Below are 17,294 nucleotides of genomic sequence, written 5' to 3'. Positions count from 1 at the left end.
GTTGCTCGTTTGCAAAATGACCCATGAGTAACCTACATGATATTCTAAAACAATATTGGAATTACGATGCGTTTCGCGAGCCGCAAGAGGCGATTATTGAGTCGGTTTTGGCGGGTCGAGACACGTTTGCGTTATTGCCTACGGGCGGTGGGAAATCGTTGTGTTACCAACTGCCCGCTTTGGTCCGTGAGGGGATTGTCTTGGTGATTTCGCCTTTGGTTGCGTTGATGAAAGACCAGGTACAGCAGTTACAAATGCGCAACATCAAAGCGATGGCGTTAACGGGGGGCATTCCTACAGAAGAACTTATTGATGTGCTGGACAATGCACAATTTGGAGGATACAAACTAGTGTATCTATCGCCCGAGCGCCTGCAAAATGAAATAGTCCTTTCGCGGCTAAAAACCTTACCTATTCACCTGATTGCCATTGATGAGGCGCATTGTGTATCGCAATGGGGTCATGATTTTCGTCCAGCGTATTTAAAGATTGCGGAATTGCGGATTCATTTTCCCAAAGTTCCATTTTTGGCGCTAACGGCAACCGCAACGGAGCGGGTACAAGCCGATATCATAGCGCAATTGGCTTTGGAGCAACCGAATGTCTTTTCAAAGTCCTTTGCCCGAGAGAATCTGGCCTACATGGTCTATGCGCCTGAGGACAAATTACAGTTTGCCAAAAACATATTGCTAAAATATCCAGGACCTTCATTGGTGTATGTTTCCAACCGAAAATCGTGTTTGCATACATCGCAACATTTGGAAGCTATGGGCATAACGTCGACGTTTTACCACGGGGGATTATCGCCAGCCGAAAAAGAACGGCAAATGGGTTGGTGGATGGAGGAAAAAAAACAGGTCATGGTGGCAACGAATGCCTTTGGGATGGGCATTGATAAAGCAAATGTTTGTACTGTTTTCCATTTTCATTTACCGCCCAATTTGGAGAATTATTACCAAGAAGCGGGGCGTGCGGGGCGCAATGGATCAAAAGCCTATGCCATTTTGTTGGCCAGTGCCTCCGATCGATTGCAGGCAGCGCAACAATTTTTGGGCGTCTTACCCGACAAACCGTTTTTATCGCAAGTCTACCAAAAGTTGTGTGCTGACTTGCAAATTGCCTACGGAGAAGGCTTGGACGAAACGTTTGGTTTTAATTTGCACCGTTTTTGTGTCAAATACAGTTTACCCGTGGCGCGCACGTATCAAGCATTACAATTTTTGGATCGGCAGGGTATTTTGAGTCTTTCCCAGGAATTTTCAGAGAAGCTAACCCTACAATTTATCGTTCCTTCCAAAGAGGTGATACGCTTCATCAGTTTGCATCCCGAGCAGGAGCCGGTTTTAGTTACACTTTTACGTACCCATCCTGGCATTTATGACCAAATGACGGCTGTCAACTTATCGGTGGTGGCTCGAAAATCGGGGGTTACAGAAACCAACGTATTGGCGGTATTGCAGCAGCTTCAGTCGCAAGGATTGGCGACTGTGCATTCGAAAACCAACGATGCCCAACTTACCTTTACGACCATTCGAGAGGATGCGCACACGGTAAATCGCGTGAGTAAATATTTAATTGCGCAAAACGAATTAAAGGCATCCCAATTAAAATCGGTGTTGGCCTATGCAGAAAACACGAGCCAATGCAACCAACGTATATTATTGGCCTACTTTGGTGAAAAAGATGCGGCCGATTGTGGACACTGTTCGACCTGCATTGCGCCCCGAAAAAAGACCATGGAATTGGGCGATCTTCCTGAGGCCTTATTGCGATTGTTGCAACAACGTCCGTATAGTTCAAGAGAATTACAAGAAATACTTTCACAACCCGAAGAGGCGCTTATCTTTGCACTTCAATCGTTGTTGGAAGCCGAGCGCATTCGTTTACTTCCCGACAACACTTATTCATTGCACTACTAATGGAATCATTACGAGTTGTATTTATGGGAACGCCCGAATTTGCGGTCGGGATCTTGGAAGCTATCGTACAACACGGATTGCACGTTGTGGGGGTGGTTACTGCCGCCGACAAACCTGCAGGTCGTGGACAACAGCTTAAATTTTCGGCGGTCAAAGAATATGCCATGGCACAAGGGCTGCCTTTGTTGCAACCCACCAACTTAAAAGACCCCGATTTTATTATGGCTTTGGAAGCTTGGAATGCTAATGTGCAAGTTGTGGTGGCGTTTCGCATGTTGCCTGAAGTTGTTTGGCGTTTGCCGAAGTGGGGCACCTTTAATTTACATGCGTCGTTGTTACCTCAATACCGGGGAGCGGCGCCGATCCATTGGGCCATTATTAATGGTGAAACCGAAACTGGAGTAACTACCTTTTTTATTGATGATAAAATAGATACGGGGGCCATGATTTTGTCAAAAAAAACGGCGATTGGCCCCGAGGAGAACACAGGAAGTTTACACGACCGCTTGATGGAATTGGGAAAAGAGGCGGTGCTTGAAACATTGGAGCGCATTGCTCAAGGCGAAGTGGCCACAGTTCCCCAGATTGAAACGAGTGAACTAAAGACCGCTTACAAGTTGAACAAAGAAAACTGCCAATTGAATTTTCATAAAAATGGAAAAGAGGTGTACAACCAAATCCGAGGGTTATCGCCCTTCCCTACCGCTTGGTGTTATGTTATTGATGGGGAAACGTGTTGGGCCATTAAAATTTATGAAGCGATTTTTGTAGAAACACCACATACGGAAAGGGTTGGGCAATGGAAAACGACTAAAAAGGAAATTAACATTGTAGTACCCGATGGATACTTGAAAATAAAAGTCCTGCAATTTCCAGGCAAGAAAAAAATGACCGCCCAAGAGGTATTGAACGGCATGCAATTTAGTTCACAATGCCGTGTGGAGTAATTGGGAGACCCTATAAATACTATATTCGGACACTTTTGGGGGCTGTTTATCAACAAATAAATTGAGTTATCAACAAATTAGCCGAAAATACGTACAATCAGTTGCTTGCTGTAGATTTTCTATTAAATTTGTTTTGAATAACAATTAAGTTTAACCAACAATTAATAACTATTATTATGAACAAGTCAGAATTAATCGATGCAATTGCTGCTGATGCTGGAATTTCCAAAGCAGCTGCTAAATTAGCTTTAGAGTCATTTTTAGGAAATGTAGGGGCTACTTTGAAAAAAGGTGGAAGAGTTTCATTGGTAGGTTTCGGTTCTTGGTCTGTATCTAAAAGAGCAGCTCGTGAAGGAAGAAACCCACAAACCGGTAAAACAATCAAAATTGCTGCTAAAAATGTAGTGAAGTTTAAAGCAGGTGCTGAATTAGAAGGTTCTGTAAACTAATTTCTGTTACCCGATATCATGGAAAATCACGGTTTCGACCGTGATTTTTTTTTGCATAAACATTGAGTTTAAATATTTTTTGTACCTTTAGTTAAAATTGCTTAGTAATGTCAACCGACAACCTACAAAAAGGACAGTTATTAATTGCAGAACCTTCCATAATTGGGGATCTTTCCTTCAATCGATCGGTTATTTTGTTGGCAGATCATAATCCTGAAGGATCGGTAGGTTTTATTCTTAACAAGCCTCTTACCTACGCCTTACACGATTTAATCCCTGATATTTCGGCTTCTTTCACGATATATAATGGCGGACCTGTAGAGCAGGACAATCTTTATTTTATTCACAATATTCCCGATTTGTTACCCAATAGCATTGAAATTTCTGAGGGGATATATTGGGGTGGTGATTTTGAACGTACCAAGACATTGCTTAATGATGGTACCATCCAAAAAGACAACATTCGCTTTTTCTTAGGGTATACCGGTTGGAGTGCGCAACAATTGGAGCAAGAACTCGAATCGCAGTCATGGATAGTTTGTGCCAATAGTTACAAGCAAACTATTTTTAGTAAATCATCCAATGATTTTTGGAAAGAAAAAATTTTGGAACTCGGAGGCGACTACGTTTTATGGTCTAATGCGCCTGAAAATCCTATTCTAAACTAATTGATTTAGTTGTACAGTCCAAACTTGTGCTTGCCTGGTGGCAAACTCTTTTTTACGGAAATGGGTTATGGAACGGATGCCTTGAATGGCGTTGGTATAGAATAATTCGTTGGCATTTTGCAATTCAAAAGGAGATATTGGGGCTTCTTCAACTTCCCATTCGGGTTGGGCCGTTACCATTTTGAGCATTTGTTTTCGCAGAACACCATTTAAGCAGCCTTCACTAAGTGGCGGAGTAATTAGTTTTTTCCCTTGGATCATAAACAAGTTACCGTTAAGTACCTCAGCCACCCGCTTTTGTTCGTTGAGTACTATACACGTATCTAAGTCATTCTCTTTTGCGTAAACTGCTCCTACAATATTAAGCAAACGATTGGTCGTTTTTAGGGTGGAAAGTAGGTGGTTGGGGACGTAAAAATCTTTAAACAAATCGGCGGCACATGGAGTTTCCTCATGAATAAAATGAGGGATCGCTAAAGGCGTCGCTTCAATCCAAAACGAAACGGAATTGGTTGCTGGAGTGTAATAGCCTCCTTCATTGCGATATACCGTAAGGCGTACCCGAAAAGCCCCTTCCGACGCTACCACACTTTTCAATTGTGATTCAAGATATTCCATCGTAAAAGTGCTAGGAATACGCATTCGTAAAATACGCATAGAAGCCATCAAACGAAAGTAATGATCTTCCCAAAAGGAAATGCTGCCATCAACCACACGAATCGTTTCAAACAATGCATCACCGTACAAAAGTGCGCGATTGGTGGAAGAAAAAACGGTTGTATGATCGACTAAAGTTCCGTTGAAATTAAACATAAAAAATCCCTCTTTTTTGGAGGGACAAATATAGGAAGTAAAAGACAATTACACCGAACCAATCACATGCTTCAAATCGGAAACTTGATTTTCCCACAATTGTTTGGACTCATCGATCTCATCCTCTTCGGCAAAGTCGACAACCATCAAGGAAACATCTTTGGTGATTTCATCTTCTAGGATACGTAATTCAAAAAAATACTCCGTATCTTTTTTTTGTTCATCTACCCATTTGAAGCGAACCTTCTCTCCCGTTTTTTTGGAGGCCAAACGGGCGTGTTCTTCGGTATCTTCCCAGTGAAACGTAAAAAATTCACCCCGAGAATTAACGGTATCGGCAAACCATTCCTGTAATCCAGAAGGGGTTGAAATATACTGATAAAGTAACTGAGGTGAGGAATTTATAGGGAACTCAATCTCGTAGCGTACTTTTTGTGCCATAATCTATTTTTTTCGAAATATATAATTTATTTAAGAAATTTCACTTTAAAAAAAATATTTTTTTTTGAAAGGAATAATTTGCAGACATTCATATTAATTATATATTTGCACCCGCATTGATAAACGGGTTAATGCACGTCTTGGCGAGGTAGCTCAGTCGGTTAGAGCGCAGGATTCATAACCCTGAGGTCGGGAGTTCAAATCTCCCTCTCGCTACAACAAAAAGCCCAGTTTTACGACTGGGCTTTTTTATTTAAATTGATTTTTCATTTCTAAATACGGATTGGGTTTTGTTTTTCTTTTTTAAAAACACCCTATTAAAATAACTCAGCGTTTCAAATCCACATTCAAAAGAAATTTGGCTGATCGTTTTATCCGTTTGCAATAACAATCGAGCCGCTTCATTAATTCTAATTTCATTCAGATAATCGGAATAGGTTTTTCCAGTTGCTTTTTTGAAAAACTTAAAAAATTACTTTCGGTCAAATAAATTTGGTTGGCCACTTGCTTTAAACTAATTGCGGTATTGAAATTCTTTTGAATAAACAAACAAACTTCATTGATTCGCATTTCGCTTTTCTTTGATACAATCGTATGAAAGGTATTGGGAGCAATTAACTTGTATTTGGTTTGAGACAACTCATGCAAAACCGAAATTAATCTCAAAATTTTATTCATTCCGTCCAATTCTGTCAGCGTCATAATTGAATCAATCAATTTCGAATTGGCATCAAATGAGATCCCTCTAATCGAATTCTCAAACAGTGTTTTAATTTGCTCTGCTTCTTCAAATCCTAAAAAAGCACCAATAAATTCTTTTGAAAATTGAATGACTACCGCTTCAAATGGTTCTTTATCGATGGCTTTTCCTGTCCAGGTATGTGGCAAATTAGGACCTAACAAAACCAAATCGCCGTCTTTATAATTTTCATACGTATTACCAACAATTCGATAGCCATTTCCTTTTACAATGTAAGTCAATTCATATTCGGGATGGTAATGCCATTTGAATTCAAAAAAAGGAACTTGAAAACGGTACGCATAAAAACTCGATGTCCCTTTTTGTGATTTAATATCTTCTAATACGGCCTTCATGGTTTATTATTAACTTATTTTATAAAATTATTACAAATATAATTCAATATAGTATCATAAATTGACAATTAAATGTTAAATGAACGAATAACTAATTGCTAGTTTTGGATAAATTAATTAACTGAATAAAAGCTTGATACGATGCAAACTATTCCCAATTCAATAAAAGAGTACCTTGACACTCCCTATTCACTCAACCAAGATCAAATTGATTTCTATCAAAAGAATCGTTTTATCAAATTAAAAGAAGTGCTTAATCAAGAAACGGTTGCGTTTTTTAATCAAGTCATTTCCGATCAAGTGAATGTAATGAATCAGGAGCAAACGGCGCTTGAAGATCGAACAACATATGGAAAAGCATTTTTGCAATTATTCAATTTATGGGTAGAAAACACTTTAATTAAAGAGTTAATTTACAGCAAACGATTAGCAAGAATTGCATCGGAATTAATGGAAGTAAATGGCGTTCGATTGTATCACGATCAAGCCTTATTTAAAGAAGGTGGCGGCGGAATCACTCCATGGCATGCAGACCAATATTATTGGCCATTAGAAACCGACAAAACAGTTACTGCTTGGATTCCACTTCAAGAAACGCCTCTCAACATGGGCCCACTAGAATTTAGTGCGGGAAGCCATGTTATTGTTGAAGGTCGCGAACTAGAAATAAGCGATGAAAGCGAAGAAATATTAGACAGAAAATTACGCGTAACTGATTTCAATCATGTTATTGAAGCCTTTGATTTGGGTGAAATTAGCTTCCATTCGGGTTGGGTTTTTCATAGAGCATGGGCCAATACCACTAATGAAATGCGAAAAGTAATGACCATAATTTATATGGATAAAGATATGATTTTGAAAAATCCTGAAAACTCCAATCAAGAACACGATTGGAAAACCTGGTGCCCAGGAGCAAAGATTGGGGAAATCATAAACACCCCGATTAACCCACTTTTATACTCGAAATAATATATGAAAATCAAATTTCTTTGCACCTATTGGGGAAGCGAAAACTTAACTGCTAAACAATTTTTAGACAGTGTTATTCAGAATGGTTATGAAGGTGTGGAAATTAATTTTCCGGATGAGGATTCGTTTATTGAAGAATTCCTAAGTGAACTAAAAATAATTAGAGAAACCAGAAACCCGGATTTTATTTTTATTGCTCAGCAAGTTTTACCAAACAAAGCAGAAACCGTGGAGGAATATTGCGTTAGACTCCAACAGCGATTGGAATTTCTAACAAAATTGAAACCTAATTTCATCAATTCGCATACCGGAAAAGATTTTTTTGAATTTAGCGAAAACTGCAAAATCATTGAACTTACCGAACAAATTGCTAGAGAATCGGGGATCCCAATTTGGCATGAAATTCACCGAGGCCGATTTTCGTTTCATTTAAAAACCCTTCACAACTACTTGGATATTTTTCCGAAAATGAAATTAATTGCTGATTTTTCTCATTTTTGTGTGGTCTCCGAAAGTAATTTGGAAGACCAAAAAGAATTGCTAGAACGAGTACTTCCAAACATAAAGCACATTCATGCGCGTGTTGGATTTGAACAAAGTCCACAGGTGAACAACCCATTTGCACCCGAGTGGGAAAATCATTTGAATCGATACATGAATTGGTGGAAGAGAATTATCGAAATTAAAAGCAATCAAAACGCCGAATACATTTCAATTACACCCGAATTTGGTCCTTTCCCCTACATGCCACAAGAGCCATTTACTTTGAAGCCTTTATCCAATCAATGGGAAGTCAATTTAGAAATGAAAAATTATTTACAACAAAACTTATAGATATGATGCCAAAAAACAACAAAAACTACATTTTATTTATTGCGCTAAGCGCCGCACTTGGCGGATTATTATTTGGCTATGACACAGCTGGAATATCTGGAGCCATAGGGAATTTAACCGAGTATTTTCAATTAACCCCTGTTGAAACAGGTTGGGCAATTTCGAGTGCTTTAGTGGGCTGTTTAGTGGGTGCTTTTTTCTCTGATTATTTAAGTGAAAAATTCGGGCGCAAAGCAACCATGTTTATTACCGCGGTTTTATTTATTCTGAATTCTGTAGGAACCGCGCTGCCTATTTCATTTACAATGTTTGTTTTATTTCGAATTGTAGGTGGAATTGGGGTTGGAATTGCCTCGATGGTTGTACCGATGTATATAGCTGAAATAGCACCGCCCAAAAGACGTGGAGCACTTGTAGGAAACTATCAATTAGCAATTGTTATTGGTATAGTGGTTGTCTATTTCGTGAATTATTTTATCGCACTTCAAGGAGATGACTCTTGGAATCTAAATATAGGTTGGCGTTGGATGTTTGGTTCAGAAATTATTCCTTCGGTTCTATTTCTTTTCTTTATTTTTCTTATCCCAGAAAGTCCAAGATGGCTGTTTCAAAAAGGCGAAAAGGATAAAGCGATTGCAGTGCTACAAAAATTAAATTCAGATGAAGATGTGGTTCAAGTACAATCTGAAATAGAAAATTCATTAAACCAAGAAGATAAAAATCAATGGAAACATTTAGGAAATCCAATTTATAAAAAAGCCCTTTTTGTAGGTGTCGGACTTTCTATTTTACAACAGTTAACCGGAATTAATGCAATTTTGTATTATGCTCCAGAAATATTCAAAAGCCTAGGAAGTTCAACAGATGTATCGCTTTTAGAAACAAGTACATTAGGCGTAGTAAATTTAATTTTTACATTACTTGCTATAAAATGGGTAGATAAAATGGGTAGAAAACCGTTGTTATATATAGGTTCTTTCGGGATGACTATTGCATTAGCAGCTGTTGGATTATTCATTTATTTCGATGCGCTTGGCAATTGGGTGTTGCCTTTCTTACTCTTGTTTATGGCTTCCTTTAGTATTTCTTGGGGACCCATCGTTTGGGTTTTATTGTCTGAAATTTTCCCAAATAATATTAGAAGTTTAGCACTTGCAATAAGTGTTTTTATTCAATGGGTAGCTAATTTTGCTGTTACACAAGTTTTCCCAAGTTTAGTAGATAATCAGTGGCTAAAAGATAACTTTAACGGGGCATTTCCTTTTTATTTGTTTTCTGCTATTTGCCTATTTTCATTGCTTTTTGTTTGGAAAAAAGTACCTGAAACCAAAAATAAAACCCTTGAACAAATGGATAGTTTATGGAAATAAAAAGAAAACTATTTGGTGTATTGTTTTTGCTTTTCCTATTACAAATAAATGCTCAAAACAATTCCAAGTTTGTAAACACCTTTATAGGAACCGATGGCACAGGTCACACATTCCCAGGGCCTTCTCTACCCTTTGGCATGGTACAACCTGGACCCGATAATAACATTGAAGGCTGGAATCACACCAGTGGTTATCAATATAAGGATACGCTGCTTCTAGGCTTTTCGCAAACGCGATTTAGCGGAACGGGTATTGGAGAAATGGGTACCATTTTGTTGCTTCCATTCCATGACGAAAATTCAAAACTTAAAAATAGTTATTATAAAAACAGTGAAAAATCCTCAGTTGGCTATTACACACTTACCAAAAAAGACGGCATTAAAGTTGAGCTGACTTGCTCCGAAAGAGTAGCCTTTCACAAATACACCTACCCCACTCAAAAAGCAAAATTACTACTCGATTTTCAACACGGATTTCATTTTTTAAATGACAGTTTGGTATTGGAAAGCGACATCAAAATAGAAAATGCAACAACAATTTCTGGGTATTGCAAAACCAAAGGCTGGGTGACAAAAAAATACTTCTTTACAGTAGAATTTGAAACACCCTACAGCACAATCAAAGAACTTGCTAAAGAAAAGAATCAAAACGCACCGAAATATATTTTAGATTTTGATTTAGCAAAAAACAAACAATTACAAATAAAAATAGCTTTATCTACCGTAAATAGTGATGGCGCAAAAGCCAATTTAACAGCGGAAATTCCACATTGGGATTTTAATAAAGTAAAGAAAAATGCCAAACAAGTTTGGGATACTTACTTAAATAGAATCACTATTGAAGCACCTCAAAAACAAAAGGAATTATTTTATACTTCGATGTATCATTTGTTGCTTCAACCTTCCAATATTGCCGATGTAGATGGCAAATACAGAGGAGCAAATGATGCAATTGGCTTAGCGCCAAACAAAGAATATTATTCAACTTTGTCTATTTGGGATATTTACCGAGGGGCATTTCCATTGCTTCAAATAGTTGCGCCCGAAAAAATAAATGGAATTGCAAATACTTTGCTTCTGCATCATAAAGCAGCAGGCTTTCTTCCTATTTGGACTGCTTGGGGCCAAGATAATTATTGCATGATTGGCAACCATGCGATTCCCATGTTGCTGTCGGCATACACAAATGGTTTTACAGGATTTGATAAAAACGAAGCCTTTAAAACGATGCTAGAAACTTCAACCAAAAGCCATATTAATTCCGATTGGGAATTATATAATAAATACTGCTTTTATCCTTTTGACAAATTAGATAATGAGGCAGTTTCAAGAACTTTAGAAAGTGGATTTGACGATTGGTGCGTGAGTCAAATGGCTTTTAATTTGAATCAAAAAAACGAAGAACTAGTTTATAAGAAAAGAGCCAATTATTATAAAAATTTATTTGATTCGGATACCCAACTCTTTCGAGGAAAAGACACTAATGGAAATTGGAGAACTCCTTTTGATCCGATAACTGCAACTTCACCGATGAATAATCCAGGTGATTATACTGAAGCCAATGCGTGGCAGTATTTTTGGACACCAGCTCAATATGACATTGACGGAATGAAAGAATTACTTGGCGGAACAACTGAATTCACAAAAAAACTGGATCAATTTTTCACATTACAAAGTACCAATCCAAATAAATTTTTAGGTCAAGAGGCTATGATTGGTCAATATGCACATGGAAATGAACCAAGCCATCACATTGCTTATTTATATGCATTTTCGGACACCCCAAAAACAGGTCAGAGGTACATTAATAAAATCATGAGTGAATTTCACGACAATACTCCTAACGGCATGATTGGCAACGATGATTGCGGACAAATGTCGGCTTGGTATATTTTATCAACTTTGGGATTTTACCCTGTGAATCCTACAAATGGAGAATTTATAATTGGAGCCCCACAAGTTAAAAAAGCTACGCTTCGCATAAGCAATAACAAACAATTTACCATAACCGCAGAAGGATTCTCAAACCAGACTATTTTTCAAAATAATTCGAAACTCAATGGCATTCCGTTAGAAAAGCCACTACTTCATTATACTGATATAATGAAAGGCGGAACGCTAAATTTTAAAATGACCATCAATTAATTTTAACATGAAAAAATACATTTTACTTATTGCACTAGCGGCTTCAATTCAATTAAGTGCTCAAAATAAACCCGTTGAAAAATACAAATCATTTCCTTTTGGGACTGTAAAACCTTCAGGTTGGATTCAAACCCAAATGCAATACGATGTCAATGGTTTTGTGGGAAAACTTGACAAACTCGTACCCGATTTAATTAATGATCCAATATACAGCAGCGGTAGATTACACAAAAATAGTGTTTCCAAAGATCTTGGTAATTTAAAAGATGGCGATGCCGAAGGAAGCGAACAATACAAGTGGTGGAACAGTGAAACCCAATCAAATTGGTGGGATGGATACATTAGAAATGTATTATTATTAAATGATAAAGAAGGCCTGAAGAAAGTTCAAAAACACATTACTGAAGTGATTAAGAGCCAAGATGAAGATGGCTACATCGGAATTTACGCCAAAGACTTGCGCTACAATTTCAAGTCAGAAAACGGGGAATTGTGGGCAAAAACTACCATGTACAGAGGCTTACTTGCCTATTATGAATTCAGTCAGGATAAAAAATTATTTGAGGTTATTGAAAAAGCAATCAATAATGTAATGGTTAATTACCCAATAGGAAAATCAAGTCCGTTTTATTCGGGTGAAAATTTCAATGCAGGAGTTTCCCACGGACTTACCTTCACCGATGTATTGGATAAAATGTATCAAATTACGGGAGATAAAAAATACGTTGAATATGCTCGATTTTTATACCTTGATTTTTGCAAAACCTATCAGTCAGAAAAAGATGCCCAATTAGAAAATATCTTTAATCCGGATTACAAATTACAATCCCACGGAGTACACACCTTTGAACATTTAAGACCACTAACTGTTGCAGCTTATGCTACAGATAATGCTGAATTGCAAAAAGCATTAGACATTTATACCCAAAGAATTGAAAAAACAACTACGCTTACTGGAGGTGCGATTGGCGATGAATGGATTGCACAAAGAACTGCAGATGCAACTAACACCGGTTATGAATATTGTTCGTTACAAGAATTACTAAACAGCTATTCGATGTTATTTCAAAAGCAAGGAAAATCTAAAACCGCAGAAGCAATTGAAACTATATTCTATAATGCAGCACAAGGTGCTAGAAATCCAAATCATTCCTGTATTGCTTATTTAAAAACCGATAATTCGTATGAAATGGAAGGTACAAAAAATGGAGAAATAGAACCCGATAGAAAGCAAATTCGATATAAATATTCCCCTGCTCACCAAGAAGTGGCCGTTTGTTGTAATCCAAATGCTGGTAGAATTACACCCTATTTTATTGAAAATTCGTGGTTATTAGAAAACGAAACTACTTTAGTGAACGCACTATTAGGACCAACTAAATTAGAAACTAAAGTAAAAAACAAGCCTATTGCGATTGAAGTGGTGACCGAATATCCGTATGAAAATAAATTTAATTATTTGATTACTAATTCCAATCAAGCCAGTTTTACGATCAAAATAAGAAAACCATCTTGGGTAACTGAAATTGTTACAACTGAAAATTATAAAATTGAAGGTGATTTTATTACTGTAGCGCGAAAATTTTCTAAAAGCGATAAAATTCAAATTGAATTTAAAACTGAGGTTCGTATTAAACAAGATGCAAATCAGGAAAACTATTTCACTTATGGAGCACTTTTTTATGCAAAAGCTATTGAAGCAGAAGAGCTAATAGGAAGAAACTATTTCGAAGGTTTTGATGATTTTTCATACAAGCCAAAAAACAACATACGCTACCAATACATAGAAAACAACAAAGCAGCATTTGAAAATAATCAGATAAAAGTAAATGCAAAAAACAGCAACACTAATGAAGTGGAAGAAATTACATTAATTCCTTTTGGAAAAACAATATTGAGACAAGTTAGCTTTAAATAAGAAATTCAGTAATTTCTAATTCAAATAGTGCTTATATTTTTACAAATTTCATGGTATTAACTTCTTGGCTGCTAAATACCTTTAAAAAATACAAACCTGAATTTAAACTGTCCATTTCGATAACATCAGCACCTGATTCGCTGCTCATAACCATCATTCCATTCGCGTTGAAAACCTCAACACGTTAAATGTCAAAATTAGCAGAAAGATGCAATCTATCTCCAACAGGGTTAGGATACATTGAAATTCTGTTAGCTTGATTATTGCAATTACCGTTTACCACAGCAGTGTCATTATCGTATTGATTGCATAAATTTTGCATATAAACTACTTCATTGGCGTCACAAAATACCGAAGTTAAACCTGGATTTCCTGAAAAATCAATATATTCTTCAATAATTCCATTTTGGGTTGCCAAAGTAGTTAGATTATTATTTTTACAACTAAAGTTAATTAAATTAAACATTTCACTTACATCTAAACTAGTAAGTAAATTGTTATCGCAAAAAAACTGACGAACATATTTAACATTATCAATATTTAAGGTTGCAATATTATTATTAGAAATATTTAAAGTCTCCAGATTTAGTGAATTACTTAAATCTAAACTGGCAATATTGTTTCCTGTTAAATCTAATCTCATTAACTTAGTTTGATTGCTTAAATCTAAAGTTGAAAGTAAAGCATCCAAAATTTGTTCATTGTTTTTAAAATCTTCAACATCAATTGTGAAGACTAGGTTAGAAGTTTTAGAATTTTTCATAAGATATCTTTAATAATAAATATCATGAAATTTGGATTCATACCCATTAAATTCAACTGATAAACTCAATAATATCAAGAGATTCTCCAAGTGAGGAATTTAAGTGAGGAAATGATAGATTTTTTAGTTAGAGATTTTCAAACCCCTATATTTTAAAGGGGTTTACGACTCTAAAAAATATTAAAGATATTTTCATAACCCTGAGGTCGGGAGTTCAAATCTCCCTCTCGCTACTTAAAAATCAAGCCTTTACATTTTAGTAAAGGCTTTTTTTATGTCTGGTGTCCGATTTGGTGTCGGGTAAAACTGTTAAAAAAGGTCAAAAACCGAAATTATATTTTTGTAACTATTTGATTATCAATAATTATATTTTAACAACACACTTTTCCCAAATCCTAAATGATACGATTTTGATTGATGTGCTTCGATGACAATTATCAAATCTCGCAAGCTATCACGAGAAGATAATTGACCGAAAATCATACATAAAAGTTGATTCCAACAAGTAAAATGCCTGACTTTTTTATTGCCATCATACTTTGTTACAAGTCTATCAAAAACACGCTGGGGTAGAAATTCAACCAATTGAGAAAAGACATATTTTCCGTGATTCATATTCGTAAAGTTAATTCACGAACATAATGGATTCATTTCAAATCGTCACGCTCCAAAATGAGACTTAAATTACAGATTTACAATAATTTCAAAGAACTTTTTTTAATCTATAGTGGACACTAGTGAAAAAACATAAAAAAAGGCTCTCAAAAAATTGAAAAGCCTTTTCTAAATAATTTCTTTACTGCATTATAAAATAGAGATTTGATTGTTAATTGTCGATGGCTAAACCAAATTGTTCAGCACTTTTTAGTTAGCTGAAATAATTTTCAATTTTGCTTCATCGTGCTCCTTAAAAGCATTGCTTAAAGTTAGATGGTTTTCTAATTCTTGCATATCGTTTGCTACCAAACTAGCACTAAACTCCTGTGCTCTTTGAAGCATTCTGATATAGACTTTCGGGTCATCGTTTCTAGTTAATCTTCTTAATGCTCCCAAATAATCATCTCTGTAAACTGTTGGAATAATGATACGTGTTTGATTTTTTTTTACTAATTCAGCATTCATCATTACCCTAGCAATTCTTCCATTTCCGTCTAAAAAAGGGTGTATTTCGCTTATCATAAACATGATGTAAGCCGCTTTTGCAAATGGTTCTTTTAATGCTTGATAGTAATCAAATCCTTTAATAAGCGTACCTCTTACCAAGGTATAGTCAACAAAATGTGTTTCGCCTGCTCTGTTATTTTTATCCTTGAATTGACCTGGTTTTTTTGTGGTTCTAGCACTTAACAATATTTGATGTCTGTATTGTAATATGTTGAGTAATTCATTAGGATTTGATGGAGTTGTACTCATTTCTTTTTGATTACTCACTAGCCTATATGTTCCTAATATATCGTGTGAATCTTCATCTCGATTAGGCATTGGAGTTTCAGTTTGAATAATGTTTTTAGCTTCTTCAATTTCAAAAATGGTTCCTTCAATGTAGTTTGAAAAATAAGCTTCAAAGAATGCAAAGTTTCTAAAGGCATTGATTTCCCTGTTAATATCTTTAGAGTCTTTAAAAGGTTGCTGTTGTAGCTCGATGAACAATTTTTCAAATAATTCTAAACGGTGTTTATCATAAGGATTACCTAATGCTCTAGCTACTGCCAATGGTGATGTTAGTATTTTGGAAGGTTTTGTTGTTAATAATGCGCTTATTAATTTGTTTAGTTTCCCAAACTCCGTTTGCATTGATAATTTATCTGCAATTTCTCGGGCTTTATCTCTGAATTGATTTAATCCTTCTTCTCCTTTTACTTGTACAATTTGTTCCAGTTTACTTTGTATTTCAGGCAAAGTAATTGTCTTGGAAGTCGCTCCTATTTGGCGTGATGATTGCAAATTTTCTAAAAAGGCTCTTTCTTGTTGTGATACAAATAATTCGCCTGAAAATAGATTATCTCCCTCAATTGCAGGCATTCCTTCCATAAATCGAATTGTAATACCCGGCAATTCAATTTTCTTGGTATAAGTGTAGGTCACAAATATTTGATTTGCAGTAGTTGGTTTGAACTCTAATGCTGAACGATGGCTTAGTACTGCGCCCGGATATAATTTCCCTAAAATGGTAAAAATATTTCTTCTAATAATAGTCTCCTCTGGCTCATTGAAATTTGAAGTATAGATACGAGGCGCAATTTTTTTTATTTGTCCTGCGCTCTCTAGTTTTGCTAACTGCTTGTTTAATGCTACATCATTTGATCTAAATATAACTTCTTGAAGATGAATTGGGATGTTATTTTCCATTATAATTACCTTTATTTATCAAAAATAGCCTTTATTTTCCATTAAAAACATATTTTTATCAAATTTTTTCCATTATAGCAGTTTGAAAGGAATTGGTATTTTCTATTAAAATCACATTTAATTAGAAAATCAATTGCAATTTTCCAGTAAAATTATTTTTTTTAAGACTATTTTCCATTAAAATATTTTTTTCAAAAAAATTAAGTATTTTGCACTCGAAATAATTCAAGAAAACGAACACAAAACAGTACACCAGTTGTAGCCTTCCCTTCACCAGTAAGAGATAATTTTTTATCTAATTTAGGATCTAATATCTCTGGTTTTGTAGAAAATAGTGGGTTGTATTGTGGATTTCCATCATCATTATGCCAATATCCAGCCGCTTCCTTTGGTAAAATCACCATTAATGTGACCGATTTGGGTACAATTACAAGTGTTTTTTATATCAGTAATAATATGAAAAAAAATAAAATTTAATTCTAAGGTTCAAAAAAGCAATTTTTTTAATGTTTTATTTGGTAAACTTCCCCGTTTTGGTATACTTCCCCTTTTATCTACTACTAAAATAAAAACTAGCAATTATTAAATCAACAAACAACCGAATGACACAATTGT

Annotated in this window: 17 protein-coding genes, 1 tRNA gene and 1 pseudogene; 10 read left to right on the top strand and 9 right to left on the bottom strand. The window is 35.8% G+C overall.

The genetic code is table 11. The features are described from left to right. Positions 1-23: 23 nt before the first annotated feature. From ABWO12_RS03660 to ABWO12_RS03645, 4 genes are all read left to right on the top strand, one after another. Entirely contained in the window at positions 24-1,919 is a 1,896-nt protein-coding gene (locus ABWO12_RS03660; protein WP_353087314.1) for a RecQ family ATP-dependent DNA helicase, read from the top strand. Further along, positions 1,919-2,866, top strand: a complete 948-nt coding sequence (gene fmt / locus ABWO12_RS03655; protein ID WP_353087312.1) for a methionyl-tRNA formyltransferase — start codon at positions 1,919-1,921, stop codon at positions 2,864-2,866. The genes ABWO12_RS03660 and fmt overlap by 1 nt, the downstream gene beginning before the upstream one ends. Positions 2,867-3,042: 176 nt before the next feature. Then, positions 3,043-3,315, top strand: coding sequence for an HU family DNA-binding protein (locus ABWO12_RS03650; protein WP_073363284.1), 273 nt, complete (start codon positions 3,043-3,045; stop codon positions 3,313-3,315). A gap of 107 nt (positions 3,316-3,422) precedes the next feature. Next, complete coding sequence (locus ABWO12_RS03645) at positions 3,423-3,983, top strand: YqgE/AlgH family protein (RefSeq protein ID WP_353087310.1); 561 nt, start codon at positions 3,423-3,425, stop codon at positions 3,981-3,983. Here the strand turns inward: ABWO12_RS03645 and ABWO12_RS03640 are convergent. Then, positions 3,975-4,796 carry an aminotransferase class IV gene (locus ABWO12_RS03640; RefSeq protein ID WP_353087308.1) on the bottom strand — a complete coding sequence of 274 codons (822 nt, stop codon included), beginning with the start codon at positions 4,794-4,796 and terminating at the stop codon, positions 3,975-3,977. The genes ABWO12_RS03645 and ABWO12_RS03640 overlap by 9 nt on opposite strands. A 48-nt stretch (positions 4,797-4,844) precedes the next feature. Then, positions 4,845-5,237, bottom strand: a complete 393-nt coding sequence (locus ABWO12_RS03635) for an START-like domain-containing protein (RefSeq protein WP_353087306.1) — start codon at positions 5,235-5,237, stop codon at positions 4,845-4,847. A 142-nt stretch (positions 5,238-5,379) separates the two neighbouring features. Between ABWO12_RS03635 and ABWO12_RS03630 the strand changes: the two genes are divergently transcribed. Then, positions 5,380-5,453 (top strand) — tRNA-Met (locus ABWO12_RS03630). A gap of 37 nt (positions 5,454-5,490) precedes the next feature. Here the strand turns inward: ABWO12_RS03630 and ABWO12_RS03625 are convergent. Both ABWO12_RS03625 and ABWO12_RS03620 read right to left on the bottom strand, forming a co-directional pair. Continuing rightward, positions 5,491-5,646, bottom strand: a complete 156-nt coding sequence (locus ABWO12_RS03625) for a helix-turn-helix domain-containing protein (RefSeq protein ID WP_353087381.1) — start codon at positions 5,644-5,646, stop codon at positions 5,491-5,493. A gap of 11 nt (positions 5,647-5,657) precedes the next feature. Next, positions 5,658-6,332 (bottom strand): cupin domain-containing protein, encoded by a 675-nt coding sequence (locus tag ABWO12_RS03620; RefSeq protein ID WP_353087304.1) that lies wholly within the window; start codon positions 6,330-6,332, stop codon positions 5,658-5,660. Positions 6,333-6,473: 141 nt separating this feature from the next. Between ABWO12_RS03620 and ABWO12_RS03615 the strand changes: the two genes are divergently transcribed. The 5 genes from ABWO12_RS03615 to ABWO12_RS03595 are packed head-to-tail and all read left to right on the top strand — an operon-like array spanning position 6,474 to position 13,567. Continuing rightward, positions 6,474-7,301, top strand: coding sequence for a phytanoyl-CoA dioxygenase family protein (locus ABWO12_RS03615; RefSeq protein ID WP_353087302.1), 828 nt, complete (start codon positions 6,474-6,476; stop codon positions 7,299-7,301). Between the two features lie 3 nt (positions 7,302-7,304). Beyond that, entirely contained in the window at positions 7,305-8,135 is an 831-nt protein-coding gene (locus tag ABWO12_RS03610; RefSeq protein ID WP_353087300.1) for an IolE/MocC family protein, read from the top strand. 2 nt (positions 8,136-8,137) lie between these two features. Next, positions 8,138-9,505: a sugar porter family MFS transporter gene (locus ABWO12_RS03605; RefSeq protein WP_353087298.1), complete on the top strand. Its 1,368-nt coding sequence runs from the start codon at positions 8,138-8,140 to the stop codon at positions 9,503-9,505. Further along, positions 9,496-11,649, top strand: coding sequence for a GH92 family glycosyl hydrolase (locus ABWO12_RS03600; protein ID WP_353087296.1), 2,154 nt, complete (start codon positions 9,496-9,498; stop codon positions 11,647-11,649). Before ABWO12_RS03605 ends, ABWO12_RS03600 begins: the two co-directional genes overlap by 10 nt. Before the next feature lie 7 nt (positions 11,650-11,656). Continuing rightward, entirely contained in the window at positions 11,657-13,567 is a 1,911-nt protein-coding gene (locus tag ABWO12_RS03595) for a beta-L-arabinofuranosidase domain-containing protein (protein ID WP_353087294.1), read from the top strand. Between the two features lie 31 nt (positions 13,568-13,598). Here the strand turns inward: ABWO12_RS03595 and ABWO12_RS03590 are convergent. From ABWO12_RS03590 to ABWO12_RS03570, 5 genes and pseudogenes are all read right to left on the bottom strand, one after another. Continuing rightward, positions 13,599-13,736: pseudogene (locus ABWO12_RS03590) on the bottom strand (T9SS type A sorting domain-containing protein); the annotation flags it as partial. Between the two features lie 15 nt (positions 13,737-13,751). Then, on the bottom strand, positions 13,752-14,330 hold the full coding sequence (locus tag ABWO12_RS03585) for a leucine-rich repeat domain-containing protein (RefSeq protein WP_353087292.1): 579 nt from the start codon (positions 14,328-14,330) through the stop codon (positions 13,752-13,754). Positions 14,331-14,687: 357 nt separating this feature from the next. After that, complete coding sequence (locus ABWO12_RS03580; protein WP_353087290.1) at positions 14,688-14,945, bottom strand: DUF4372 domain-containing protein; 258 nt, start codon at positions 14,943-14,945, stop codon at positions 14,688-14,690. A 249-nt stretch (positions 14,946-15,194) separates the two neighbouring features. Then, positions 15,195-16,679, bottom strand: a complete 1,485-nt coding sequence (locus tag ABWO12_RS03575; protein ID WP_353087288.1) for a Fic family protein — start codon at positions 16,677-16,679, stop codon at positions 15,195-15,197. A gap of 200 nt (positions 16,680-16,879) precedes the next feature. Then, positions 16,880-17,083 carry a hypothetical protein gene (locus ABWO12_RS03570; RefSeq protein WP_353087286.1) on the bottom strand — a complete coding sequence of 68 codons (204 nt, stop codon included), beginning with the start codon at positions 17,081-17,083 and terminating at the stop codon, positions 16,880-16,882. Positions 17,084-17,294: the final 211 nt, after the last annotated feature.

Origin of the sequence: Flavobacterium sp., assembly GCF_040379285.1 — a bacterium.
Lineage (GTDB): Bacteria > Bacteroidota > Bacteroidia > Flavobacteriales > Flavobacteriaceae > Flavobacterium.
The sequence above is the reverse complement of the archived record's forward strand: the minus strand, read 5'-3'. Positions and strand labels throughout refer to the sequence as shown.

Coding starts and splice junctions, on each gene's coding strand:
- ABWO12_RS03585 (WP_353087292.1), bottom strand. CDS start 14,330: ATGAAAAATTCTAAAACTTCTAACCTAGTCTTCACAATTGATGTTGAA.
- ABWO12_RS03660 (WP_353087314.1), top strand. CDS start 24: ATGAGTAACCTACATGATATTCTAAAACAATATTGGAATTACGATGCG.
- ABWO12_RS03575 (WP_353087288.1), bottom strand. CDS start 16,679: ATGGAAAATAACATCCCAATTCATCTTCAAGAAGTTATATTTAGATCA.
- ABWO12_RS03595 (WP_353087294.1), top strand. CDS start 11,657: ATGAAAAAATACATTTTACTTATTGCACTAGCGGCTTCAATTCAATTA.
- ABWO12_RS03650 (WP_073363284.1), top strand. CDS start 3,043: ATGAACAAGTCAGAATTAATCGATGCAATTGCTGCTGATGCTGGAATT.
- ABWO12_RS03645 (WP_353087310.1), top strand. CDS start 3,423: ATGTCAACCGACAACCTACAAAAAGGACAGTTATTAATTGCAGAACCT.
- fmt (WP_353087312.1), top strand. CDS start 1,919: ATGGAATCATTACGAGTTGTATTTATGGGAACGCCCGAATTTGCGGTC.
- ABWO12_RS03640 (WP_353087308.1), bottom strand. CDS start 4,796: ATGTTTAATTTCAACGGAACTTTAGTCGATCATACAACCGTTTTTTCT.
- ABWO12_RS03605 (WP_353087298.1), top strand. CDS start 8,138: ATGATGCCAAAAAACAACAAAAACTACATTTTATTTATTGCGCTAAGC.
- ABWO12_RS03580 (WP_353087290.1), bottom strand. CDS start 14,945: ATGAATCACGGAAAATATGTCTTTTCTCAATTGGTTGAATTTCTACCC.
- ABWO12_RS03570 (WP_353087286.1), bottom strand. CDS start 17,083: ATGGTGATTTTACCAAAGGAAGCGGCTGGATATTGGCATAATGATGAT.
- ABWO12_RS03635 (WP_353087306.1), bottom strand. CDS start 5,237: ATGGCACAAAAAGTACGCTACGAGATTGAGTTCCCTATAAATTCCTCA.
- ABWO12_RS03600 (WP_353087296.1), top strand. CDS start 9,496: ATGGAAATAAAAAGAAAACTATTTGGTGTATTGTTTTTGCTTTTCCTA.
- ABWO12_RS03615 (WP_353087302.1), top strand. CDS start 6,474: ATGCAAACTATTCCCAATTCAATAAAAGAGTACCTTGACACTCCCTAT.
- ABWO12_RS03620 (WP_353087304.1), bottom strand. CDS start 6,332: ATGAAGGCCGTATTAGAAGATATTAAATCACAAAAAGGGACATCGAGT.
- ABWO12_RS03610 (WP_353087300.1), top strand. CDS start 7,305: ATGAAAATCAAATTTCTTTGCACCTATTGGGGAAGCGAAAACTTAACT.